Raw genomic sequence first — 22,250 nt, forward strand, 5'->3', positions numbered from 1 at the left:
CGCCTCCAGGGTCAGAGTTTACGACTGGCTGGCAAAATAGCCGGCAATTCGGGCGGCGATATCGTCGGCAACAGCCTTGGCCACACGTTCCTGCGCGTCCCGGTAGGCACGCGTGTTGGCAAATCGCTGGTTGGAAAAGTCGTAGGAAGCGGATTTGAACGCCCGGCCGGTCATGAGAGTCTCGTCGGTCGCCAGATCACTGAGCACGAAAGTGGAATTCATCGTCGTGGTGTAGGCCGACGGCACGTCGGAGAACTGTTCCACACCAACTTCCGAACTGCCGACATCCATCAGCACTTTCAGGCGATATTTCTTCGGCGGCGATCCGGCACCGCGTTCGAACCTGTAAGTCAGTTCGTTGTAGAGCACGCGAGAAGCGTCGTCGTTGGCATACTGGGTGGAGATGGATTCCAGGTCGATCGCAGCAAGTTCGGCTGCCACGGGCGAGGGCGATGAGCCGAAATCGCCCGTGCTGCTGCCATAAAGCGGGCGAACCTGACACCCACCCAGGGCCATGGCGGCAACTATACCGGCGCAAAGGGCAGCGCGCCGCAACGCGCCGCTGTTCAGGAAGAGGTTGTTAAACAACGACATTCACGATCCTTTGCGGTACCACGATGATCTTCTTCGGGGCTTTTCCCTCAAGTGCCTTCTTGACGGCATCGAGGGCCAAGGTAGCCGCTTCGACCTCGTCTTTGGAAGCCTCTTTTGCAATCGTCAGCTCAGCACGCTTCTTTCCGTTGATCTGGATCGGATAGGTGACGGTGTCGTCGGACAGCAGTGCCTCGTCGGCCTGCGGCCAGCTGGCGTCAGAAATCAGATTGTCATGGCCGAGAGCGGACCAGCATTCCTCTGCCAGATGCGGCATCATCGGAGCCATCATCTGAACCAGATAGTCCGCTGCTTCACGCACCGCATATTCGGTGCCCGCATCGGCTGCGCCGTCATTGAAGACCTTGCTGATGGTGTTGACCAGTTCGTAGAGACGGGCGACAGCACGGTTGAAGCCGAGGCCTTCCAGATCGGCGGAGACTGCGGCCAGTGTCTTGTGGCTGGCGCGGCGCAGGTCGAGCGCCTTGCCGTCGACGTCCGGTGCCTTGCCGCTACGGGGTTCGGTCTTCTCGGCAATGTCGCCGATTAAGCGCCACACGCGCTGAACGAAGCGCCAGGCGCCTTGGACACCGTCCTCGGTCCAGATCACGTCCCGCTCGGGCGGGCTGTCGGACAGCATGAACCAGCGGGCAGTATCAGCGCCGTAGGTGTCGATGATGTCGGTCGGGTCGACGGTATTCTTTTTTGACTTCGACATCTTTTCGATGGAGCCGATGGCAACGTCCTCACCGGTTTCGACGAGCACCGCGCGGCGCTTGCCGTCAACATCGTCGATGCGGACCTCGGACGGGGCAATCCAGCGTCCGTTGGCGCCTTCGCCGATGCGGTAGGTCTCGTGGGTCACCATGCCCTGGGTAAACAGACCCTTGAACGGTTCCTTCAGATCCAGCGCGCCGACCTTTTGCATGGCCCGGGTGAAGAAGCGGGAATAGAGCAGGTGCAGGATCGCATGCTCGATGCCGCCGATATACTGGTCGACAGGCAGCCAGCCATTGGCGGCCTTCGGATCGGTCGGCTGGTCGCAATCCGGTGCCGTGAAGCGCGCGAAATACCAGGAGCTGTCCACGAAGGTGTCCATGGTGTCGGTTTCACGGCGGGCAGGCTTGCCGCAATTCGGACAGGTCGTGTTGCGCCAGGTCGGGTGACGGTCCAGCGGGTTGCCGGGCTTGTCGAAATTGATGTCGTCCGGCAGCTGAACCGGCAGGTTCTCGTCTTTTTCCGGAACGACGCCGCAATCGTCACAATGAATGACCGGGATCGGGCAACCCCAGTAGCGTTGACGGGAAATGCCCCAGTCGCGCAGACGGTAGTTCACCTGGCGTTCGGCCTGAGGTGCACTGTCGATGGTAATCTCTTCCAGCTTCTTCGCCACCGCTTCCTTGGCATCCGGAATGGACAGGCCGTTCAGGAAATCGGAATTGAAGATGATGCCGTCATCGGTAAAGGCTTCGCCGGCAACGTCGAAGGTTGCCGGATCGGCATCCTTCGGCAGCACGACGGGCGTGACCGGCAGGCCATACTTGCGGGCGAAGTCCAGGTCGCGCTGGTCATGCGCCGGGCAGGCAAAGATCGCGCCGGTGCCGTAGTCCATCAGGATGAAGTTGGCGACATAGACGGGCAGCTCGATGGAGGTATCCAGCGGGTGCTTGACGCGCAGTCCAGTATCGATGCCTTTTTTCTCTGCCTTTTCAATTGCTTCTTCGGATGTGCCGACCCGGCGGCATTCCTCGATGAACGCCTTCAGCTCCGGATTGCTTTCCGCCAGCCTGGTCGAGATCGGATGATCCGGCGACAGGCCCATGAAGGAGGCACCGAACAGCGTGTCCGGCCTTGTGGTGAAGATTTCCAGCGTCTTGTCGCCGGTGGGGGCAGCTTCCGTAAACTCGAAGCGCACACGCAGACCTTCGGACCGGCCGATCCAGTTCTTCTGCATCAGGCGCACCTTGTCCGGCCAGCGGTCGAGCGTGTCGATCGCCTCCAGAAGATCTTCCGAGTAGTCGGAAATCTTGAAGAACCACTGAGTCAGTTCGCGCTGTTCCACCAGTGCACCGGAGCGCCAGCCACGGCCGTCGATCACCTGCTCGTTGGCCAGAACCGTCATGTCGACCGGGTCCCAATTGACCTTGGCGTTCTTGCGGTAGACCAGACCGGCTTCCAGGAACTTCAGGAACAGGCGCTGCTGCTGGGTGTAATAGGCGACGTCGCAGGTCGCGAATTCTCGGCTCCAATCCAGCGACAGGCCCATGATCTTGAGCTGGTCGCGCATGGTGGCAATGTTCTCGTAGGTCCAGTCCTTGGGATGGACCTTGTTCTGCATGGCTGCGTTTTCCGCCGGCATGCCGAAGGCGTCCCAGCCCATCGGATGCAGGACGTTGAAGCCCTTGGCGCGCTTGTAGCGGGCAACCACGTCGCCCATGGCATAGTTTCGCACATGGCCCATGTGGATGCGGCCGGACGGATAAGGAAACATTTCAAGGACATAGTATTTGTCGCGGGGGTCGTCGTTGTGGGTGACGAAGACGTCCTTGTCGTTCCAGACCTTTTGCCAGCGCGCTTCGACTTCGCGCGCATTGTACCGTTCCGTTGCCATCAAATGTGCCGTTTGTTCTTGCCGCCGGACCCGGCGGATTTCCTGAAAGATTGACTGCCGGACTGTCACCAGAAATCGCGTCCGGGGTCAACATGTGAGAAGAGATTGATCTTGCAGATGCCTGTTTATTTCGCAATGCCGCATTCGTAAAGCTACCGCATGGCAGCTTCCGGCAGTGTTTCGGGGGCAGGCGGGCTAGAGGCCTCCCATATTTTCAAGAGCCGGCGTCCGTCCGGGTGTTTCCTTGAGAACATGAGATACATCGGCACCTCAAGGAAGGTGGGGGAATGCGCGAGCAGGTCTGCCTCGTCGCCCAGGAACATGGCCTTGCGGATCATGCCGACTTCGGTGCTTTCCATATAGACATCGGCCCGGTCGTGAAGAAGCATCGACCAGGCAAGCTGCTCCGTTGACACATATTCAACAGTGACGCCTGCTGCCTCCAGCATGTCCTCGTACCAGTAGTTCCTGACCGCAACCACGGAGAGGCCTTCTTTACGAAGGTCATCGAAGCTCAGTGGCCCGATACCGTCCGGAAACCGGTCTTTCTTGAAGAAATGTACGTAGGTGGTCTGTCCGACAGGACGTTCAGGAAAATAGAAATCCTGGTTCCGCTCATCCGTGTAGGACCAGGAAAATGTCGCGGCATAAGTCCCGTTTCTGGTCATCTGGTAGGATCGTTGCCAGGGCAGGAAAACGAACCTGGTGTCGTGCCCCGCTTTTTCAAAAGCGTCCCTGACGATCTGGGCATGGCTCCCGAACCCCGGTGATTTCGAACCGATGAACGGCGGCCATTCGCCAACCGCGAAGGTGAAGGTCTCGCTTCTCGAGGCTGAAACGTGCAGACACAGGAACAGCACCAGAAAGCAGGCAAATGAACCGAGACGGCTCATACCGGGAACCCCATTTTCTATGACGCAACCGGCGAGACCATAGCTGCAAACTTCTAGGAAAAGGTGAACCGGATTGAATACCCGGCGGGGAAATTCAGCGGCAACGCGCTCGGGCGGGTCATTTTGTCTTGAAGAAAGACTTCTTGAGATTGAAGTGCGACCGGGCCTATGAGAAGGGACGGCCGAACCGGCAAAACACCCGGCAATTTGAAGGACCTACTGATGACCTCCGCAGCAGACCGACTGGCAAACGTTCAGGCAGATATCCGAATTGCCGAAGCCGAGTTCGGCAGGTCGGAGGGGTCGGTGACGCTGATCGCGGTGTCCAAGACTTTCGAGGCAGACGAGATCCGCCCGGTGCTTGACGCAGGTCAGCGGGTATTCGGCGAGAACAGGGTGCAGGAAGCCATGCACAAGTGGCCCGGCCTTCGCGAGGACTTCCAAGGCATCGAACTGCATCTGATCGGTCCGCTGCAATCGAACAAGGCCAAGGAGGCGGTCGCGACTTTCGATGTCCTGCACACCGTGGACCGGCCTAAAATCGCCAGGGCACTGAAAGCGGAAATGGAGAAGCAGGGCAGGGATCTGCCGTGCTTCATCCAGGTGAATACGGGCGAAGAGCCTCAGAAGGCCGGCATCGCACCGAAGGATGTCGATGCCTTCGTCAGGGAGTGCCGGGAGGACGTCGGGCTCAACATTGTCGGCCTGATGTGCATTCCGCCGGTTGAGGAAGCCCCCGGCGAGCACTTTGCCCTTCTGGAAAAGATCGCAGCCCGCAACGGTCTTGAGCAGCTTTCCATGGGTATGTCGTCCGATTATGCGGTTGCTGTCGGTTTCGGCGCGACCCATGTGCGTGTCGGTTCTGCCATCTTCGGCTCGCGCGATTACACCTGAGCGCATCTGGCGGTCGTTGCATCCAGCCATTCGAACGGGTGTTCACGAAACGCCGGTTCGAACGTGTGTGGTGAATCGACTCTGGTTAGCCGTTTCGCCAGGAATATTTCGAAATTACAAATAAAATCAAATAGATAATCTAAATACTAATTCTATTTCAGCCCCAGAACTGCCTGAAATTGTTAAAAATGACGGGAGTTTGACCGACCTGTGGCTGATCGTAATAGCCAGACACAACATTGCCGCGAAGGTTTCAAAGAGCCGCCCTTTGCCGGTCGCGATCGGCCTGCAGTGTTTGTCTCGTTCCGGTTCGACAGGTCGCAGGGGCTTGGCGAACAGACGGAACGACAGGTTGTCCCGATAGCCAATTGGCACAGGGACATCTGACAAGACCCAAACGAGTGGAGGTCATATCATGTCCAAACGTCTTACAGCTGCTCTTCTGATCGGTGCATTTACCGCGTCTTCCGCAGCACTTGCCCAGGGCATGTCCTTCGAGGCGGTGGACCTCGATCAGGACGGTTACGTCAGCTTCGAGGAAATCGCTGCAGCCGTCCCGACCCTTTCCGAAGACGCATTCAACGCGGCTGACAGCAACCAGGACAGCCTCCTGGATCCGGACGAGTTCGCGACCGTCCAGCCGTAACCCGGCTTCGGACGATCAAACCCCCCGTCGGCTGCGCGAGCAGCCAGATCGTCCGAACAAGACCACCGCCGGTAAGGTCACGCCGGCGGTGGTTTTTTTTGCGTTCAGGGGGATCAATCCAGCCAGAAATCAGGTGTCAGCAACAAGATGCCTGCCAGAATTTCCAGCCGGCCGAGGATCATCTGAACCGCCAGGAACCATTTGGCGAGATCCGGCAGGGACTGAAACGTGCCGGAGGGACCGATGGTTTCACCTACGCCGGGTCCGACATTTGCCAGCGCCGTAATGGACGCGCTGAGCGATGTCTCGAGATCGAGACCGAGCATCATGTAGACCAGTGAAAACGCGGCAAAGGCCCCGGCATAAAGAACAGCGAACACCAGCACACCTTCCAGAACCGGATTTGAGACGGCCCGCCCCTGGTATCGCGGCTCGACCACGCGGTGCGGGCGGATCATCCGGCGGAACAGGCCCTGGATGTAGCTGCCCAGGATTGCTATCCGGAACATCTTGAAGCCGCCGGAAGTTGACCCGCTGCAGCCGCCGAAAAAAGTCAGCACGAAGAAAATCGCGACCACCGGCGGGCCGAACTGCAGATAGTCGTTGGCCGCGTATCCCGTCGTGGTGATTACCGAAACCACGTTGAAAACGGCATAGGTCAACATCTGGAACGGTGTGTCATGGCCGATGAAGCGCTCGAACAGGAACACGCTGATCGAAGCTGCGGCGACAATGGCAAGCAGCAGCATGATCTGAACGTCCTTCACCCAATGGCGTCGCTCGATGCTCCGGATCAGATAGAGGAACGGCACGGCGGAACCCAGCATGAACACCGAGGCAACCCAGTAGACGGCAAGGCCGTCGAACTGGCCGAAGGATTGGTCGGATGTTGAAAACCCTCCGGTCGAAACTGTGGTCATGGAATGGATCACCGCTTCGAAAAAGGTCATTCCGCACAGCAGGTAGAGCGTGGCGCAGGCCAGAGACAGGCCCGCGTAAAGTGCCAGGAGCCTGTAGACGAACGGGCCGACATGGCCATAAGGCTTGCTCGTGTTTTCAGACGACTCCAGGGCAAAGAGCTGGCTGCCGCCAACACGCAGGCCCGGCAGAAGCCAGATTCCGATGGCAACCACGCCGATGCCACCGACCCATTGCAGAAGCGCCCGCCACAACAAGATGCCCGGCGGCAAGGTGTCGAGACCTGTGAGGATGGTGGACCCGGTTGTGGTCAGACCGGAAGCGGTTTCGAAAAAGGCATCGGTGAAGCTGATGCCAAGACCGCTGAAGTAAAACGGTATGGCTCCGGCGAAGGAAAAGGCGAACCAGGCGGCATTGACGAACAGGATCGCTTCGCGAAAGTGGCTCGGAGGCCGTTCGCCCTGGAAGGCCATGGTCATGAGCAGGCCGGCCGTCCCCAGAACCAGGGCAGACACCAGAAAAACCTGCCAGTCCGAGTTTCTGGCGAACACGTCCGCGATGCCCGGAACGATCATCAGAAGTGAAATCAGGATGAGCAATCGTCCGATTGGCAACGCAATGGCGCGATAATTCATAGACGGGACGTCCGCAACGGTCGGCTGTCAGGACAGCAGGCGTGTGTGTCAAAAGACTTTCGTTATCTGCCTGTGCACCGCAAAATGCAAGGCCGGCTGCTGTAGTGCCGGTTTGGCGGCAGAGTAAGCCGACTGGATGGCGAAGTCATGCGATAGCGTCAATTGTGTTTTTAAAACACACCTATACGCCAGTTCATGTTGACCGGACCGGGAGCCTTTGCCAGAGTGTTTTCATAATTTTTGGGAGGAAATCATGAAACCACTTTCTTGGGCACTTGGTGCAGCGATGGCGCTTGGTCTGGCGGCCGGTTCGGCACAGGCCGCAGACACAACCTTGCGCATTTCGCTGCAGTTGCCTTTGACGAGCCACCTCGGCCAGAATCTCCAGCTTTTCAAGGAAGAAGTAGAGAAAAACTCCAACGGCGACATCGCAGTGGAGATCTACGATTCCGCACAGCTTTACAAGGACAACGAAGTTCCGGCGGCGGTCGGCAGCGGATCCATTGAAATGGGTGTCGCCTCCCTGACGCGATATGTTGGCGATATTCCTGCCGTCGATGTCTTCTATCAGCCGTTCCTGTTCGACACGGAAGAAAAGGTCCGTGCGGCCGTTGCCAAGGGATCTCCCGTTCGCGGACCGTTGGACGAGGCGATCGCGGAAACCGGCTCGACCGTGTTGTGGTGGCAGGCCTATGGTGGTTCCATCATGCTGTCCAACGGTGGTCCGCTGAAAACGCCGGACGATCTGAAGGGCAAGAAAGTTCGTGTCTTCGGCAAGACGCTTGGTGATTTCGTCACCGCTGCCGGCGGGGCTCCGACGCTGATTTCCGGGTCCGAACAGTATCTGGCCTACCAGCGCGGTACCGTGGACATCGGCATGACCGGTGTCTCCGGCGTCAAGTCGCGCAAACTCTGGGAAGTGATGGACACCATCACGATCACCAACAACGCCGACATCGAGTTCATCGTGGTCGTGAACACGGATTTCTGGAACGGCCTGCCGGATGAGCACAAGAAGATCATCGAAGCGGCTGCTCTGAAGGCCGAAGCGGACGTGCGGGATCGCATGTCCCAGATCGAAGCCGCAGCCTATGAGGCCTCCAAGCAGAACGGCATGACAGTCTACACGCCAACCGCGGAAGAAATGGCCGCCTGGAAGAGCGTCAGTCAGCCGGTCTACGACAACTTCGTCGAAAAGGCAGGTCCGCTCGGAAAGCAGGTTCTCGAAGCCGCGCAGAAATTCTGACGGCTGACGACCTGTTCAGTACAGAAGCGGCCGGACCCGTACCGGCCGTTTCTTTTCAGGGATGCCGGTTTCAAGGAACTTGGGTGTTCGGTGTCCTGCACCGGCCGGGATGACCGGCCGTCTTTTTCCCGGCCTTGCCGATTGCTCGATCGACAGATGGTTTCATGAAAGCCTTCTATATTCTTCTTCAGGCCTTTGCCTGGATCGCCGCGCTGCTGTTCGTCGCGGTGGGCTGCATGCTCACCTACGAAGTTCTGGCCCGGTATCTCTTCATCGCTCCGACTATCTGGGCGTCGGAACTGTCCCAGTTGTGCCTGATCTGGGGCACCATGCTTGCCATGCCCTGGCTTTTGAGAACCGGACGGCACATTGCGGTCGACGCGTTGACGGAACAGCTGAGTCCGGCCTGGCGCCGCGTCTGCCACGTGATTGCCATGGGCTTTGTCGCGGTGTTCAGCATCCTGGTCGCCTGGAAAGGCGGGGGGATATTCTACGATTCCTTCGAGCGGGGACGCACCACGGGGTCCATGCTGGATCTTCCCATGTGGATCTCCGAACTGTCCGTTCCCGTCGGGTTCGCGCTCCTGTTCGTGCAGGCTCTTATCGAACTGGGTCAAAAGCCCAGGTCAGGCGACCATGAAGCGGTGGTGATGGAATGACGACAATTTTAATTCTCGCCGCGCTGTTCACCTTGTTGCTGATCCGCGTGCCTGTGGCTTTTGCGCTGGGCGGTCTCGGCCTGGCGATGCTCATTCTTGGCGGTTTCTCACCGCTTATGGCGCCACAGGCGATCCTTTCGACGCTGGACGGCTTCATTCTTCTGGCCGTGCCGCTGTTCCTGCTGATGTCGAACATCCTGCTCAAGGGCGGGGTTGGACGGGACCTTTTCGCCGCCGTTCACGCCTGGGTCGGTCACTGGCCGGGAGGACTGGCGGTCGCGACCATCCTGTCCTGCGCTATTTTCGCCGCTATTTCCGGTTCGTCGGTCGCAACGGCTGCCACCATCGGCACTGTTGCGATCCCGGAAATGATCCAACGCGGTTATGAACGGAAATTCGTCTACGGCCTGCTGGCGGCCGGCGGCACGCTCGGCATTCTGATCCCACCGTCGATCCCGATGATCGTCTATGGCTTCGTCACCGAACAATCGGTGATCGCGCTGTTCCTTGCGGGCGTCGGCCCGGGCTTGCTGCTGGTGGTGTTCTTCATCGTCTTTTCCATGATCTATGCCCGCTGGTTTGGCGGCTACCGCCCGGAACCGGCGTCAAGCTGGGACGAGCGCCTGCGCGCGACAGTGCGGGCATTTCCCTCCATCCTGCTTGCACTGGTGGTCATCGGTGCCATCTACAGCGGCGCAGCGACGCCGACGGAGGCAGCCGCCATCGGCTTTGCCGTGGCGCTGCTGATCACGGGCCCAATTCTGCGCACGCTCACCTGGCAAGGCTTCAAGGAAGCAGCATTTGACGCCATGGTGACGACGGTCGCCATCGTGCTGATCATTGCCGGGGCCAAGGTGTTCGGAAAAGCGATCACGCTTTACCGCATCCCGCAGGACATCTCTGTCTTCATCGGCCAGACCATCGATACACCGTTGGCCTTCATCATTGTGGTCTCGATCGTGCTTCTGATCATGGGGCTGGTGTTCGAGGCACTGTCCATGGTGCTGATCATGACGCCGGTGCTGCTGCCGGCGGCCATGGCGCTGGGCTTCGATCCGATCTGGTTCGGCGTCTACATGGTCGTGATGGTGGAATGTGCCCTGATCACACCGCCGGTCGGACTCAATCTATATGTCATCCAGTCGGTGGCACGAGCGAAGCTGTCCGACGTTTCGCGCGGTGTGTTGCCATTCCTGGTGCTGATGCTGATTTCTGTCGGGATCCTTTATGTCTGGACCGATCTCGCACTTTATCTGCCGTTCAAGTTCTGAGGTTTTGTCATGCCGTCACCGGCAGAATTGCTCCGCGGGCTGCTGTCGCAGCCGAAACTCAATGTCATGCCCTGCTGCTATGATGCCTTGTCGGCCAAGCTGATCGAGCAGGCCGGGTTCGATCTGACCTTCATGTCCGGCTTTGCCGCGTCCGCATCGCGGATCGGGCAGCCAGACCTCGGACTGATGTCCTACGGCGAAGTGCTTGATCAGGCGCGCAACATCACCGATGCGGTCCGCATTCCGCTTCTGGCGGATGGCGACACCGGCTACGGCAATGCAATGAACGTGCGCCGCACGGTTGCCGGCATGGCCAAGGCTGGCGCCGCGGCTGTGATGATCGAGGACCAGGTGGCGCCGAAACGCTGCGGCCACACACCGGGCAAGGCTGTCGTCTCCCGCGAGGAAGCGTTCGACCGGATCCGCGCGGCGCAAGACGCCAAGGAAGCTGGTGCTGATATCCTGATCCTTGCCCGAACCGATGCCCGCCACGAGCACGGACTTGCAGAGGCAATCGCCCGGGCTGCAAGGTTCAAGGAACTCGGCGCCGATATCCTGTTTGTCGAGGCGCCCAAGACGGTTGCCGAAATGCAGGAGATCTGCCGGGAACTGCCGGGGCCGAAGATGGCCAACATCGTGGAAGGCGGCGAGACGCCGGACCTTTCGCACAAGGAGCTGCAGGACATCGGATATGCCATCGCCGCTTACCCGCTGACCCTGATGGCCAGCGCCATGAAGGCAATGATGACAACGCTGCAACACTTGAAGACCGACCAGGACCGCACCCCGGATCTCATGGACTTCAAGGAACTGCGCGAGCGTATCGGTTTCAACGACTATTACGAGGTTTCTGCAAGGTACGAGACGTCGAAGCGGGACTGACAGCGCCGGACTGTCCGGACCTCGACTGTTCCGGTGACCTGCGAAATACGTCGCACCGTGCCACTCGGCGTTGGATTTATTGCAAACGGAATGATAGACCCTGCGCGACTTGGAAGCTGTAACGGAAAACTTGAATGCAGGGCGAAAGACGCCGAAGACCTTCGCTGTCGCTGCCGATCCTGCGGACATCGCGCGACCAGCACCGGGACGGCACACTGACGCTCGGCAACTTGTTGACGGCGCTGGGCGAGACTTCGTTCGGCTGGGCGATCGTGCTGTTTTCCCTGCTGACGCTTCTGCCGTTGCCGCCAGGCTCCTCACTCATCACCGGTCTGCCCGTACTCGTCACCACGTTCCAGATGGTGCTCGGTTTTCCCCACGTGAAACTGCCTGGACCGCTGGCGCGACTTTCGCTCGATCACAACAAGCTCAGGCGAACGATGGTGCGTCTGCGGCCTGTCACGATCCGGCTGGAGCGCGTGCTGGTCCAACGATACGAAGGTCTGTTCGCGGCGAAACATGAGCGCATGCTGGGGCTCGCGTTGTTCGTGATCGCCTTCACGTTGTTCCTGCCCGTTCCGCTCAGCGGCTGGTTTCCGGCAGTAGCGCTGTTCATTGCGGGTGTCGGCATCGTGGAACGCGACGGTCTGGTGGTCATCTTCGGCCTTCTGCTGGGTCTGGCCGCGGTGCTGCTCACCATCGCCATCCTGACGTCGATCGCGATCAGCACGCAGGCATTCATGGCCTGAGTATCGACTGATTTGAAAACGGACATGGCTGTGAAAAGCCCTAATGAACCGTATCTGCTTCATTGTCTGTAACGAGGTTTCAACAAGGCTCGAAACCTTGAAGCGGGATTGGAGGGATCCGAGAAACCTCAATCGTCATTGCAGGGCTTGACCCTGCAATCCATGCCATGACGGGGGTAGAAAAGGAAAACCGGATTAAGGAAAACGCGAATTTCTGCCGCTTCCTTGACTCTTGTCCCCGTTTCGGGCATAGACCCGCGAACTCCATATGAGTGATTGAAAATTCGATCCGCCGACCGGGACCCGTAAAGGTGTAAAGAGTTCCCGGAGGTTAACACCCGACAGCGCGTTGCGCCCTCGGGTGTCAAACTGCTTTGCGCGGGTTGATCCGGTTGGAAATGACCGGCGGTTGCCCATATGGTTCGGGAGACTTCCCGAAACCGAGATTATTCAAGGACTACTGATGTTTGAAAGCCTGTCCGATCGACTAAGCGGTATTTTCGACAAGCTCACCGGCCGCGGTGCGCTGTCGGAAAACGACGTCAACGAGGCGCTGCGCGAAATTCGCCGCGCGCTGATCGAGGCTGACGTCGCGCTGCCGATCGTACGTTCCTTCACCGACAAGGTGCGCAACCGCGCCGTCGGCGCCGAGGTGGTCAAGTCCGTGACCCCGGGCCAGATGGTCGTGAAGATCGTTCATGACCAGTTGGTCGAGATGCTGGGTGAAGAAGCCCATCCGATCGATCTGAACGCACCGGCACCGGTGGCGATCATGATGGTCGGTCTACAGGGCTCCGGTAAAACCACGACCACGGCCAAGATTGCCCGCCGCATGACCCAGCGCGACAAGCGCAAGGTGCTGATGGCGTCGCTCGACACCCGTCGTCCGGCGGCCCAGGAGCAGCTGAAGGTTCTGGGCGAGCAGAACGATATCGACACGCTGCCGATCGTCGCCGGCCAAGGCCCGGTCGAGATTGCAAAGCGCGCCATGTCGGCCGCCAAGCTCGGCGGTTACGACGTGGTCATGCTCGATACTGCCGGCCGTATTCACATCGACGAGCCGCTGATGGTGGAAATGGCAGAGGTCAAGGCCGCTGCCCAACCGCATGAAATTCTGCTCGTGGCCGACTCCCTGACAGGTCAGGACGCCGTCAACCTGGCACAGAGCTTTGACGAGCGCGTCGGCATCACCGGTATCGCCCTGACCCGTATGGACGGTGATGGTCGCGGGGGTGCGGCGCTCTCCATGCAGGCCGTCACCGGAAAACCGGTCAAACTGATCGGTACCGGCGAAAAATCAGACGCGCTGGAAGACTTCCATCCGCGCCGGATTGCTGACCGTATCCTTGGCATGGGCGACATTGTTTCGCTGGTCGAAAAGGCGGCAGAAGCCATCGACGCGGAACAGGCCGCGAAAATGGCGAAGAAGATGCAGAAGGGTCATTTCGACCTGGAAGATCTCGCCGAGCAACTGCGCCAGATGGAAAAACTGGGCGGTATGTCCGGCATGATGGGCATGTTGCCGGGCATCGGCAAGATGAAGAAGCAGATCGAGGCTTCGAACATCGACGACAAGATGTTCAAGCGCCAGGTCGCCATCATCGAATCCATGACACCTGCCGAACGTCAAAAGCCCGAACTGCTCAAGGCCAGCCGCAAGAAACGCATTGCCGCCGGCTCGGGCATGGATGTGGCCGACGTCAACAAGCTTCTCAAAATGCACCGCCAGATGGCGGACATGATGAAGAAGATGGGCAAGGGCAAAGGCATGCTGGGCAAGCTCATGGGAGGCCTTGGCGGCGGCGGAATGCCGGACGTCGATCCCAAGCAGCTTGAAGAAATGGCCAAGTCCGGCCAGTTGCCGGGCGGAATGGAAATGCCGAAAGGCCTGCCGGGCGGTTTGGGCGGCGGTCTGCCACCTGGCATGGGCATGCCGGGCCTTCCGGGCCTCGGCGGTCCGAAACTTCCCGGATTTCCGGGCATGGGCAAGGGCAAGAAACGATGAGCGAAGCGGAGAACAAGCTGGGTGAAAGCCCTGCTCTTACCGAGCTGAAGGCTCTTCGGGCGTCCATCGACAACATAGACGCGGCTCTTGTTCACATGCTCGCCGAACGGTTCAAATGCACCCAGAAAGTGGGTGTGCTGAAAGCCACCAACGACCTGCCGCCGGCCGACCCGGCGCGGGAGAAAATTCAGATCGAGCGGCTGCGCCAGCTTGCCGGCGACGCCAATCTCGATCCTGACTTTGCCGAGAAATTCCTGAACTTCATCGTCAGGGAAGTGATCCGGCACCACGAAGCCATTGCCGCTGAAGCCGGCAACTGAACAAACTGGAGACATAAAAATGGCTACGAAAATTCGCCTGGCACGTGGCGGTTCCAAGAAGCGCCCGTATTACCGCATCGTTGTTGCTGACATCCGCTCCCCGCGCGATGGCCGTTTCATCGAAAAGGTCGGTTCCTACGACCCGATGCTGCCAAAGGATTCCGAGAACCGCGTTACGCTGAACGTCGAACGCATTCAGCATTGGCTCGACAACGGCGCGAAGCCGACCGACCGCGTGCACCGTTTCCTGGATGCTGCCGGTCTGCTGAAGCGTGAGCCGCGCAACAACCCGCAGAAAGCCGAGTTGGGCACCAAGGCGAAAGAACGCCTGGAAGCCAAGCGTCAGGCTGAAGAAGATGCAGCAGCCGCTGCCGCTGAAGCTGCTGCCGCACCGGCAGAAGAAGCAGCTGCCGAATAAGCAGATGCGCCAGGCCGCACCGGAATACATTGGCCAGGGAGCCTTTTGAGATGACGTCCGAGGACGATCAGAAGGTACTGATGGCGAAGATCGGTGCGGCGCACGGCATTCGCGGGGAAGTGCGGGTCAAGCCTTATGGCGATGACCCGCTTTCCTTTGTCGACTACGGCGTTCTGACCACCCGGGACGGCAAGCGGTCCTTCGAAGTGGAACGCGCGCGCGAGCAAAAGACGGTCGTGATCACCAAGTTCAAGGGGATTACGGATCGCAACCAGGCGGAAGAGCTGAACGGTATCGATCTGTTTATCGACCGCGACCAGCTTCCCGAACCTGAAGAAGACGAATTCTACTATTCAGACCTGACCGGCCTCGATGTGATCGACCATAATGGTGAGATACTCGGGAAGATCATAGCGGTTCAGGATTTCGGCGCCGGCGACCTGCTGGAAGTCCGGCCAAAACGCGGCCGCAGTTTCTATGTCCCGTTCACCAAGGAATTCGTGCCGGAGATCGATCTGGAAAACGGCCGGGTGAACGTCGACTTGCCGGAGGATTACTTCTCCGAAGGAACGCCTGAACCCTCGGAAGGTGCGCCGGACAGGTAGCGGGTGGGCACGGGCTGCAAGCCCATCTTGTGAAGATTGAGATCTTCGCGCTCGTCCACGTGGACGTCCGACCGTACGGCCTGACGAATTTCGGAGCGCTTCAGTGCAATCAGCGCGACGATCAGAGCAACCCCGATCCCATTGGCAAACGCGTCCTGCAGCGACATTTCGTGGTGGGGAATGAACCCCTGCACGACTTCGCCCGCCAGACCCATGCCGAAGGCAACCACTGCGGAAATGCGCAGCCGGCAGCAGAACAGGGCATGGATCGACAGGGTCAGAAGCGCGAAGAAGCCGATATGGATGACCTTGTCGTAGGGGTGGCCGACGCCGGTGTTGAACACAAGACCAGCCAGCACGCCGAAGGTCATCAGCGCGATCAGAGGCAGCACGCGGCTCAGGGAAATGTCGAGATAGTGGCGGTCGACATGAACCTGGATGAAACGGGGAAGCTTGAAACGCAGGACTGGAAATTTTGCCACGGCAGTAAACCCGATTGAAACGCTCTTGCCACTTTATACAGTGAGCCTTAATCAGAGCTTTCTTTCCGGCGACCATCCTGATGACTTCAGCAGGTTTTTTCGGAAAGCGGTAAACGGTCCTTAATCAACGAGCAGGTTCGAGGCCGGGCTCAATGGCCAATCAGCGGAACTGACAGGCGCGATGACGTTCAAAGCAACCATTCTGACGCTCTACCCGGACATGTTTCCGGGGCCGTTGGGCCACAGCCTGTCGGGGCGTGCGCTGGACAAGGGGTTATGGCAGCTTGAAACCAGTCAGATCCGCGATTTCGCTACAGACAAACATCGCTCCGTTGACGATACGCCCGCTGGCGGCGGCGCTGGTATGGTGCTCAGGGCCGACATCCTGGCCAGGGCCATAGATGCGGCGGCCCCTGCCGACGATCCGCGCCCTCGGCTTCTGATGAGCCCGCGCGGTGCCCCCTTTACCCAGGACCGCGCACACGAACTTGCCGAAGGCCCTGGCGCCGTCATCGTCTGCGGACGGTTCGAGGGGGTCGACCAGCGCGTGATCGACGCGCGCGGCCTGGAGGAAGTCTCCGTCGGTGACTACATCCTGTCCGGTGGGGAAATCGGCGCGCTGACAATGCTGGATGCCATTATCCGACTGATCCCGGGTGTCATGGGCAACATGGACAGCGCGGAAACCGAAAGCTTTGAAGGCGGCCTGCTGGAGCACCCGCAATACACAAGGCCAGCCGAGTTCGAGGGCCTCACCATTCCCGAGGTTCTGACCTCCGGCAATCACCGGAAGATCCACGAGTGGCGCATGGCCGAAGCCGAGCGCCTCACACGCGAGCGGCGGCCGGATCTCTGGGACGCCTATATGGCGGACGAAGACGACGTGGATTGAAGAATCCGCATGACAGTCAGGCAAATTTCCTGTATACGCCCGCCGAAGCTGGGTGAAGTTGTGTCTTTTCCTTGGAAAGACCTGCGTCCTGAACCAGGCCGAAAGGGCTGACAGTCAGGGGTATCCGGCCGACAAGCAACATGGCCCAAAGTCGGTGAACCCGTTTCCGGCCAAAACCGGAAAACGCTCTGACCGCTTTGTAATTCAAAAGGGAAATATGCCATGAACATCATCGAACAGCTCAATGCTGAGGAAATGGCGAAAATCGAAGAGCAGCGCAAGCTGCCGGAATTTTCTCCGGGTGACACCGTTCGCGTCAACGTGAAGGTCACCGAAGGTACGCGTACCCGTACCCAGGCTTACGAAGGCGTCTGCATCGCCCGTTCCGGCGGCGGCATCAACGAGAGCTTCACGGTTCGCAAGATTTCTTACGGTGAAGGCGTCGAGCGTGTCTTCCCGATCTACTCCCCGATGCTGGAAGGCGTTGAAGTGGTTCGCCGCGGTAAGGTCCGTCGCGCGAAGCTCTACTACCTGCGCGATCGTCGCGGCAAGTCTGCCCGTATCGTGGAAAACACTAATGCTCGTTCCAAGCGCCTCAACGAAGAAGTGCGTGCGGAACTCTCGGCTGCCAAGGCTGCTGCCGCGGAAGCCAAGCAGGCTGCAAAGGATGCAGCAGCAGCTGCGGAATCCGCAGCAGAATAAGCCGGATCCGGCAAACGGTTTACGAAAGGCGGCCCTTTGGGTCGCCTTTTTTGTTCTGGTGTCATCCCATCTCTTGTTCCTCCGGATGCAGCATGGCGGAAATCCGGGATCACGAGGTGTGTGGTTTTGTGGCGGCAGACCGGGCCGGACAACCTGCAACAGCAGGTGCCGGGCCTTGTTCCTCCCGCACCAGTCAATCTGAGTTGAATTCAGCTCAACTCGGAACGCTTGACCTTCAAGCGGCGCTGCGTCATTCACTAGCTACGATAAACGAGGATAGACCCTTGCGGCAGGACGCGCCGCGACGGGCATCACCGGGCACTTCGCAAACATTCAAACGTTTGACCGTTTGCTCGGATGGATCGAGGAGAGACCCATGGCCAAGGCACGGACGCTTTACGACAAGATCTGGGACGACCACGTGGTCGACATGCAGCCGGACGGAACCGGCCTGCTCTACATCGACCGTCATCTGGTGCATGAAGTCACCAGCCCGCAGGCTTTCGAAGGCCTGCGCATGGCCGGGCGCAAGGTGCGCCAGCCGCAGAAGACGCTCGCCGTCGTAGACCATAACGTTCCGACCACCGACCGCCGCCACGGCATCGACGATCCGGAATCGGCCCTGCAAGTCAACACGCTGGCAAAGAATGCTGCGGAATTCGGCATCGAATATTACTCCGAACTCGATATGCGCCAAGGCGTCGTGCACATCGTTGGCCCGGAGCAAGGCTTCACCCTGCCCGGCATGACCATTGTCTGCGGCGACAGCCACACCTCCACCCACGGCGCTTTTGGCTCCCTGGCCCATGGCATCGGCACGTCCGAAGTGGAACACGTCCTGGCCACCCAGACGCTGATCCAGAAGAAAGCCAAGAACATGCTGGTGAAGGTCGACGGCAAGATCCCTGCCGGCGTCACAGCAAAGGACATCGTTCTGGCCATCATCGGCAAGATCGGCACCGCTGGCGGAACCGGTTACGTGATCGAATATGCCGGCGAAGCCATCCGCGCGCTGTCCATGGAAGGCCGTATGACGGTCTGCAACATGTCCATTGAGGCTGGCGCGCGCGCAGGCCTGATCGCACCGGACGAAACCACCTTCAAATATATCGAAGGCCGTCCGAAGGCGCCGAAAGGCGAAGCCTGGGACATGGCGTTGGGGTACTGGAAGACCCTGCATTCGGATGCAGACGCCTATTTCGACAAGGTTATCGAGCTGGACGCGGCCAACCTTCCGCCGATCGTTTCCTGGGGCTCTTCCCCGGAAGACGTCGTTTCCGTAGAAGGCGTCGTGCCGGATCCGGCGGAAATCGATGATGAAAATCGCCGCGAATCCAAGAAGCGCGCCCTGGAATACATGGGTCTCGAGCCGGGTACAAAGATCACCGACATCAAGATCGACCGTGCCTTCATCGGATCGTGCACCAACGGCCGGATCGAGGATCTGCGCGCAGCCGCCGCCGTCATCGGCGGTCACAAGGTCGCTGCCAGCGTCAGCGCGATGGTTGTTCCGGGCTCCGGCCTGGTAAAGGAGCAGGCCGAGGAAGAAGGTCTGGACGTGATCTTCAAGGAAGCCGGTTTCGAGTGGCGTGAGCCTGGGTGCTCCATGTGCCTTGCCATGAATGCGGACAAGCTGAAGCCGGGCGAGCGATGTGCGTCGACGTCCAACCGCAACTTTGAAGGCCGTCAGGGCCACAAGGGCCGGACCCATCTGGTTTCGCCGGCCATGGCAGCCGCCGCGGCCATCGCCGGACATTTCGTCGATATCCGTGAGTGGACGGTCAATTGATTCGACCGCAAAACCGGTCGTGAGAATGGGCGCCGCAAGGCGCCCTTTTTATTTGTCCGGGTAAAACTGTCACAATGACGCAGGTGATTTCTCTTTTGCGTAAATAATTCATGGAGTTAAGAAAAATCCTTTGCCAGGGCTCATCTGGCGACAACTGCACTCAGAAATGATTTTCCCGGGCTTCACAAGACTGTCACCTCGGCACTACAATACTCCCGTCACAAAAGGACATGTTCCGTTGTCCGATTGACCGGATCACGGACATTCCGACAGGTCAACGCGCTCTCAGTTGGCACCTGATTGCAGGAAGTTGATCCAACGTAAGTTGTTAGAGCGACGCACCCACGCATGGAGGTGACGTGCTCTGGGAATGAGGAGCGGAACGTGACGATAGCGGTTTCGTCGGGCGCCCATCCGGCGTTGGTGCTCAATGCGGATTACCGGCCCTTGAGCTACTACCCCCTGTCTCTGTGGAGTTGGCAGGATACCATCAAGGCTGTGTTCCTGGACCGGGTCAACATCGTTTCCGAATACGATGTTGCGGTCCGAAGTCCGAGCTTCGAGTTCCGATTACCCAGTGTGGTCTCTCTCAAGACCTTCGTGAAACCAAGCCGATACCCCGCCTTTACCCGATTTAACGTCTTTCTCCGCGATAAATTCCAGTGCCAATACTGCGGCTCCAAGGATGAGCTGACCTTCGATCACCTTGTCCCGCGCTCCAAGGGTGGTCTGACCACCTGGGACAATGTCATCACCGCCTGCTCTCCCTGCAATCTGCGCAAGTCCAACAAGTCCTGTCAGCAACTGAACATGTGGCCGATGCACATGCCGTTTCAGCCGACCATCCAGGACCTGCACAACAACGGCCGCGGTTTCCCGCCCAACTATCTGCACGAGAGCTGGCTGGATTTCCTCTACTGGGATACCGAGCTGGAACCGTAACGTCTCGCGCACGGGAAGCGGTTCTGCGGATTTTGGAAGCTGAGTACAAACTTGCCTGTGTCCAGGCTCCTGCCGTGCTGCCAGTCCCACGTTGGAGCCATTCGTCTCAAAGCATCTTGCGGATGTATTTAATCCGCTGAAAACGCAATTTTACCGGAACTTTAACTCCGCTTCCAAAGTTCTTTCACGGCTTTTCTTGAGCCGTGTCGTAGGTGCCTGTGAACCCTTGGCGGGAGACCAGCGAAAGCGGAAGCGACGGCAACACGTCTTCCACACGGTCACGGGATATCTGCCAGGCCATGAAGGCGGCCAAAATAAAGGTTTTTCGGGTGTATTCCGGACCGCAACACGTCCGTCCGCCGGATGAAGGAACACGCAATCCTGTGCGAGAACCGGAAACGACTGTCGGGCAGCCTCTTCAGATGAACTGATAGGGGTGTTCGCGAATTTCGCGCGGGAGATCCAGTCGATCTACTTGTCCAAATACGACCGCTAAAACTCCGAATAACCAGACTTCAGGTTGTATTTTCTTCCGATTGGTTCACAAAACGAAAACAACCCTCTACTTTTCACCTACCGTTTAAGGAATTAGGTACTTTTCTAGACTAACTGTCTCACAAAATGACGAGGCAGTAATGCAGTATTTGAAGCGTCTCATTTGCCGACCCCTGCTCGCAGAGTTTATCGGCGACCGCAAAGCGTCCATTTTGCCCATCTTCGGTCTCTTGGTGATCCTCATCGTGGTGATCGCCGGCATTACCATCGATGTGTCCCGAACGGTGAATGCGCGCGAGAAACTGTCCTTTGCCATCGATGCGGCGGCGCTTTCGGTGGCGGCCGACCTGTCGACCACCGTCATGAGCGACGATCAGATCAAGCAGGCGCTCGCGGATTCCTTCAGGGCCAATCTTGAAAATGCCGAGTTCCTCGACGAGGCCATCGACAATCTCGATTTCGTCGTCGACCCGGATAACGGCACCATCAAGGTGTCCTCGACGGCAACGCTCAAGAATTACTTCATCGACATGGGCGGCTACGGTCAGAAGGCCCTCGGGCCGGAAACCTTCAGCTTTGGAACAAGCTCGCAGGTTACCTATTCGCGCTTCGACGTGGAACTGGCTCTTGTTGTTGACGTCACCGGTTCCATGCGCAACGACATGGATACCCTTCGCGATGCCTCCGAGGGGCTGGTGAATATCCTGATCCCGGACGGTACGGACGAAGATGAGAGCAAGGTCCGTATCTCGCTCATTCCCTACAGCCAGGGGGTCAACCTGGGCAGCTACGCCGACAAGGTGAAGGGAGGTATCTATGGATACTCGGACGGCAGCAAGTGCGTGACCGAGCGTCAGGATTATGACGACGGCGAAGATCTCTACAAAGTTCGCTACACCGACAAGCCCTATTACTACTACGTCAAGACCAACCCGCCACCCAAGGACACGTTTTACGGCGGGGGCAGCAACAATTGTTCCAGCACGTCAAAGATGATGCCGCTGACGTCTGACCGGGACGCGTTGCTGGATGCGATTGCGGATCTGGATGACAATGGCGGTACGGCAGGCCAGACCGGCGTGGTCTGGGGCTGGAACAGTATCTCGCCGAATTACTCCGACGTCTGGCCGATCGAGAGCAAGCCGGAACCTTACGACAACGATGACGTGCTCAAGTTTGCGATCATCATGACCGACGGTGACAACAACCGTTATTACGAATACGTGGGTGAACGTGAAGAATGCGGCTGGGTCTATTCCAACCGGTTCGGCTGGCAATGGAAATGTGAGATGGTTGCTGTCAATCGATGGCAGGAACGCAGCGAAAGCGAGAATTACAGCAACAATTCCTCCACCGCACAGCGTGCCCTCTGCCAGGCCATGAAAGACGAAGGCATCTCTATTTTCGGCGTCTATTTCGGTACCAGCAACACCTCTGCCGGATCGAAAAACATGCAGTCCTGCGCCAGCACGGGCAATTTCTACAAGGCCACGAACTCAGCCGAACTGATCGGTGCGTTCGCCAACATCGCCAAGAAGATCCAGCAGATCTACGTGTCGAAATAACCGAATCTTTCGGGTTCGGCGCTCTCCGAATTGAAAAAGG

Annotated in this window: 21 protein-coding genes; 16 read left to right on the plus strand and 5 right to left on the minus strand. The window is 58.7% G+C overall.

Annotated features, from left to right (window positions below; all coding sequences use genetic code 11):
• Nucleotides 1-18 precede the first annotated feature (18 nt).
• From ACYQ54_RS18780 to ACYQ54_RS18790, 3 genes are all read right to left on the minus strand, one after another.
• Nucleotides 19-594: an LPS assembly lipoprotein LptE gene (locus ACYQ54_RS18780; protein WP_460085318.1), complete on the minus strand. Its 576-nt coding sequence runs from the start codon at nucleotides 592-594 to the stop codon at nucleotides 19-21.
• Nucleotides 581-3,202: a leucine--tRNA ligase gene (gene leuS / locus ACYQ54_RS18785; protein ID WP_460085320.1), complete on the minus strand. Its 2,622-nt coding sequence runs from the start codon at nucleotides 3,200-3,202 to the stop codon at nucleotides 581-583. Before leuS ends, ACYQ54_RS18780 begins: the two co-directional genes overlap by 14 nt.
• Nucleotides 3,203-3,354: 152 nt before the next feature.
• The gene (locus ACYQ54_RS18790) at nucleotides 3,355-4,095 is read right to left on the minus strand and encodes a substrate-binding periplasmic protein (RefSeq protein WP_460085322.1); all 741 of its coding nucleotides are present in this window, start codon (nucleotides 4,093-4,095) and stop codon (nucleotides 3,355-3,357) included.
• A 222-nt stretch (nucleotides 4,096-4,317) separates the two neighbouring features.
• Between ACYQ54_RS18790 and ACYQ54_RS18795 the strand changes: the two genes are divergently transcribed.
• Together ACYQ54_RS18795 and ACYQ54_RS18800 are read left to right on the plus strand one after the other, a co-directional pair.
• Complete coding sequence (locus ACYQ54_RS18795; protein ID WP_460085325.1) at nucleotides 4,318-4,989, plus strand: YggS family pyridoxal phosphate-dependent enzyme; 672 nt, start codon at nucleotides 4,318-4,320, stop codon at nucleotides 4,987-4,989.
• A 415-nt stretch (nucleotides 4,990-5,404) separates the two neighbouring features.
• Nucleotides 5,405-5,635: an EF-hand domain-containing protein gene (locus ACYQ54_RS18800; RefSeq protein WP_460085328.1), complete on the plus strand. Its 231-nt coding sequence runs from the start codon at nucleotides 5,405-5,407 to the stop codon at nucleotides 5,633-5,635.
• 113 nt (nucleotides 5,636-5,748) lie between these two features.
• Here ACYQ54_RS18800 and ACYQ54_RS18805 read toward each other — a convergent pair whose 3' ends face one another.
• Entirely contained in the window at nucleotides 5,749-7,188 is a 1,440-nt protein-coding gene (locus tag ACYQ54_RS18805) for a TrkH family potassium uptake protein (RefSeq protein ID WP_460085330.1), read from the minus strand.
• 253 nt (nucleotides 7,189-7,441) lie between these two features.
• Between ACYQ54_RS18805 and ACYQ54_RS18810 the strand changes: the two genes are divergently transcribed.
• The 9 genes from ACYQ54_RS18810 to rimM all read left to right on the plus strand — a co-directional run bounded on the left by ACYQ54_RS18810 (nucleotide 7,442) and on the right by rimM (nucleotide 15,343).
• Nucleotides 7,442-8,434 carry a TRAP transporter substrate-binding protein gene (locus tag ACYQ54_RS18810; RefSeq protein ID WP_460085333.1) on the plus strand — a complete coding sequence of 331 codons (993 nt, stop codon included), beginning with the start codon at nucleotides 7,442-7,444 and terminating at the stop codon, nucleotides 8,432-8,434.
• 164 nt (nucleotides 8,435-8,598) lie between these two features.
• Entirely contained in the window at nucleotides 8,599-9,093 is a 495-nt protein-coding gene (locus ACYQ54_RS18815) for a TRAP transporter small permease (protein WP_460085336.1), read from the plus strand.
• Complete coding sequence (locus ACYQ54_RS18820) at nucleotides 9,090-10,364, plus strand: TRAP transporter large permease (protein WP_460085339.1); 1,275 nt, start codon at nucleotides 9,090-9,092, stop codon at nucleotides 10,362-10,364. The genes ACYQ54_RS18815 and ACYQ54_RS18820 overlap by 4 nt, the downstream gene beginning before the upstream one ends.
• 9 nt (nucleotides 10,365-10,373) lie before the next feature.
• Nucleotides 10,374-11,246 carry an isocitrate lyase/PEP mutase family protein gene (locus ACYQ54_RS18825; RefSeq protein WP_460085342.1) on the plus strand — a complete coding sequence of 291 codons (873 nt, stop codon included), beginning with the start codon at nucleotides 10,374-10,376 and terminating at the stop codon, nucleotides 11,244-11,246.
• Nucleotides 11,247-11,380: 134 nt separating this feature from the next.
• Nucleotides 11,381-11,995 carry an exopolysaccharide biosynthesis protein gene (locus ACYQ54_RS18830; protein ID WP_460085344.1) on the plus strand — a complete coding sequence of 205 codons (615 nt, stop codon included), beginning with the start codon at nucleotides 11,381-11,383 and terminating at the stop codon, nucleotides 11,993-11,995.
• Nucleotides 11,996-12,458: 463 nt separating this feature from the next.
• Nucleotides 12,459-14,000: a signal recognition particle protein gene (gene ffh / locus ACYQ54_RS18835; RefSeq protein ID WP_460085347.1), complete on the plus strand. Its 1,542-nt coding sequence runs from the start codon at nucleotides 12,459-12,461 to the stop codon at nucleotides 13,998-14,000.
• Entirely contained in the window at nucleotides 13,997-14,320 is a 324-nt protein-coding gene (locus tag ACYQ54_RS18840) for a chorismate mutase (RefSeq protein ID WP_460085350.1), read from the plus strand. Before ffh ends, ACYQ54_RS18840 begins: the two co-directional genes overlap by 4 nt.
• Nucleotides 14,321-14,339: 19 nt before the next feature.
• Nucleotides 14,340-14,738: a 30S ribosomal protein S16 gene (gene rpsP, locus ACYQ54_RS18845; protein ID WP_460085352.1), complete on the plus strand. Its 399-nt coding sequence runs from the start codon at nucleotides 14,340-14,342 to the stop codon at nucleotides 14,736-14,738.
• Between the two features lie 50 nt (nucleotides 14,739-14,788).
• Nucleotides 14,789-15,343 carry a ribosome maturation factor RimM gene (gene rimM / locus ACYQ54_RS18850; protein WP_460085354.1) on the plus strand — a complete coding sequence of 185 codons (555 nt, stop codon included), beginning with the start codon at nucleotides 14,789-14,791 and terminating at the stop codon, nucleotides 15,341-15,343.
• Here rimM and ACYQ54_RS18855 read toward each other — a convergent pair.
• On the minus strand, nucleotides 15,292-15,825 hold the full coding sequence (locus ACYQ54_RS18855; RefSeq protein ID WP_460085357.1) for a VanZ family protein: 534 nt from the start codon (nucleotides 15,823-15,825) through the stop codon (nucleotides 15,292-15,294). The genes rimM and ACYQ54_RS18855 overlap by 52 nt on opposite strands.
• 181 nt (nucleotides 15,826-16,006) lie before the next feature.
• On the opposite strand from ACYQ54_RS18855, the gene trmD reads away from it, so the two are divergent.
• From trmD to ACYQ54_RS18880, 5 genes are all read left to right on the plus strand, one after another.
• Entirely contained in the window at nucleotides 16,007-16,717 is a 711-nt protein-coding gene (trmD, locus tag ACYQ54_RS18860) for a tRNA (guanosine(37)-N1)-methyltransferase TrmD (protein WP_460085360.1), read from the plus strand.
• Between the two features lie 222 nt (nucleotides 16,718-16,939).
• A complete protein-coding gene (rplS, locus tag ACYQ54_RS18865) occupies nucleotides 16,940-17,419 on the plus strand; it encodes a 50S ribosomal protein L19 (protein WP_460085362.1) in 480 nt (159 codons plus the stop codon).
• A 376-nt stretch (nucleotides 17,420-17,795) separates the two neighbouring features.
• Nucleotides 17,796-19,208: a 3-isopropylmalate dehydratase large subunit gene (gene leuC / locus ACYQ54_RS18870; RefSeq protein ID WP_460085365.1), complete on the plus strand. Its 1,413-nt coding sequence runs from the start codon at nucleotides 17,796-17,798 to the stop codon at nucleotides 19,206-19,208.
• Nucleotides 19,209-19,592: 384 nt separating this feature from the next.
• Nucleotides 19,593-20,150 carry an HNH endonuclease gene (locus ACYQ54_RS18875; protein ID WP_460085368.1) on the plus strand — a complete coding sequence of 186 codons (558 nt, stop codon included), beginning with the start codon at nucleotides 19,593-19,595 and terminating at the stop codon, nucleotides 20,148-20,150.
• 635 nt (nucleotides 20,151-20,785) lie between these two features.
• Complete coding sequence (locus ACYQ54_RS18880) at nucleotides 20,786-22,210, plus strand: pilus assembly protein TadG-related protein (RefSeq protein ID WP_460085370.1); 1,425 nt, start codon at nucleotides 20,786-20,788, stop codon at nucleotides 22,208-22,210.
• Nucleotides 22,211-22,250 lie beyond the last annotated feature (40 nt).

This window comes from Roseibium sp. LAB1, assembly GCF_054658235.1.

Excerpts from the sequence above, each read along its gene's own strand:
- ACYQ54_RS18780 (WP_460085318.1), bottom strand. The coding sequence starts at position 594 with ATGTCGTTGTTTAACAACCTCTTCCTGAACAGCGGCGCGTTGCGGCGC.
- leuS (WP_460085320.1), bottom strand. The coding sequence starts at position 3,202 with ATGGCAACGGAACGGTACAATGCGCGCGAAGTCGAAGCGCGCTGGCAA.
- ACYQ54_RS18790 (WP_460085322.1), bottom strand. The coding sequence starts at position 4,095 with ATGAGCCGTCTCGGTTCATTTGCCTGCTTTCTGGTGCTGTTCCTGTGT.
- ACYQ54_RS18795 (WP_460085325.1), top strand. The coding sequence starts at position 4,318 with ATGACCTCCGCAGCAGACCGACTGGCAAACGTTCAGGCAGATATCCGA.
- ACYQ54_RS18800 (WP_460085328.1), top strand. The coding sequence starts at position 5,405 with ATGTCCAAACGTCTTACAGCTGCTCTTCTGATCGGTGCATTTACCGCG.
- ACYQ54_RS18805 (WP_460085330.1), bottom strand. The coding sequence starts at position 7,188 with ATGAATTATCGCGCCATTGCGTTGCCAATCGGACGATTGCTCATCCTG.
- ACYQ54_RS18810 (WP_460085333.1), top strand. The coding sequence starts at position 7,442 with ATGAAACCACTTTCTTGGGCACTTGGTGCAGCGATGGCGCTTGGTCTG.
- ACYQ54_RS18815 (WP_460085336.1), top strand. The coding sequence starts at position 8,599 with ATGAAAGCCTTCTATATTCTTCTTCAGGCCTTTGCCTGGATCGCCGCG.
- ACYQ54_RS18820 (WP_460085339.1), top strand. The coding sequence starts at position 9,090 with ATGACGACAATTTTAATTCTCGCCGCGCTGTTCACCTTGTTGCTGATC.
- ACYQ54_RS18825 (WP_460085342.1), top strand. The coding sequence starts at position 10,374 with ATGCCGTCACCGGCAGAATTGCTCCGCGGGCTGCTGTCGCAGCCGAAA.
- ACYQ54_RS18830 (WP_460085344.1), top strand. The coding sequence starts at position 11,381 with ATGCAGGGCGAAAGACGCCGAAGACCTTCGCTGTCGCTGCCGATCCTG.
- ffh (WP_460085347.1), top strand. The coding sequence starts at position 12,459 with ATGTTTGAAAGCCTGTCCGATCGACTAAGCGGTATTTTCGACAAGCTC.
- ACYQ54_RS18840 (WP_460085350.1), top strand. The coding sequence starts at position 13,997 with ATGAGCGAAGCGGAGAACAAGCTGGGTGAAAGCCCTGCTCTTACCGAG.
- rpsP (WP_460085352.1), top strand. The coding sequence starts at position 14,340 with ATGGCTACGAAAATTCGCCTGGCACGTGGCGGTTCCAAGAAGCGCCCG.
- rimM (WP_460085354.1), top strand. The coding sequence starts at position 14,789 with ATGACGTCCGAGGACGATCAGAAGGTACTGATGGCGAAGATCGGTGCG.
- trmD (WP_460085360.1), top strand. The coding sequence starts at position 16,007 with ATGACGTTCAAAGCAACCATTCTGACGCTCTACCCGGACATGTTTCCG.
- rplS (WP_460085362.1), top strand. The coding sequence starts at position 16,940 with ATGAACATCATCGAACAGCTCAATGCTGAGGAAATGGCGAAAATCGAA.
- leuC (WP_460085365.1), top strand. The coding sequence starts at position 17,796 with ATGGCCAAGGCACGGACGCTTTACGACAAGATCTGGGACGACCACGTG.
- ACYQ54_RS18880 (WP_460085370.1), top strand. The coding sequence starts at position 20,786 with ATGCAGTATTTGAAGCGTCTCATTTGCCGACCCCTGCTCGCAGAGTTT.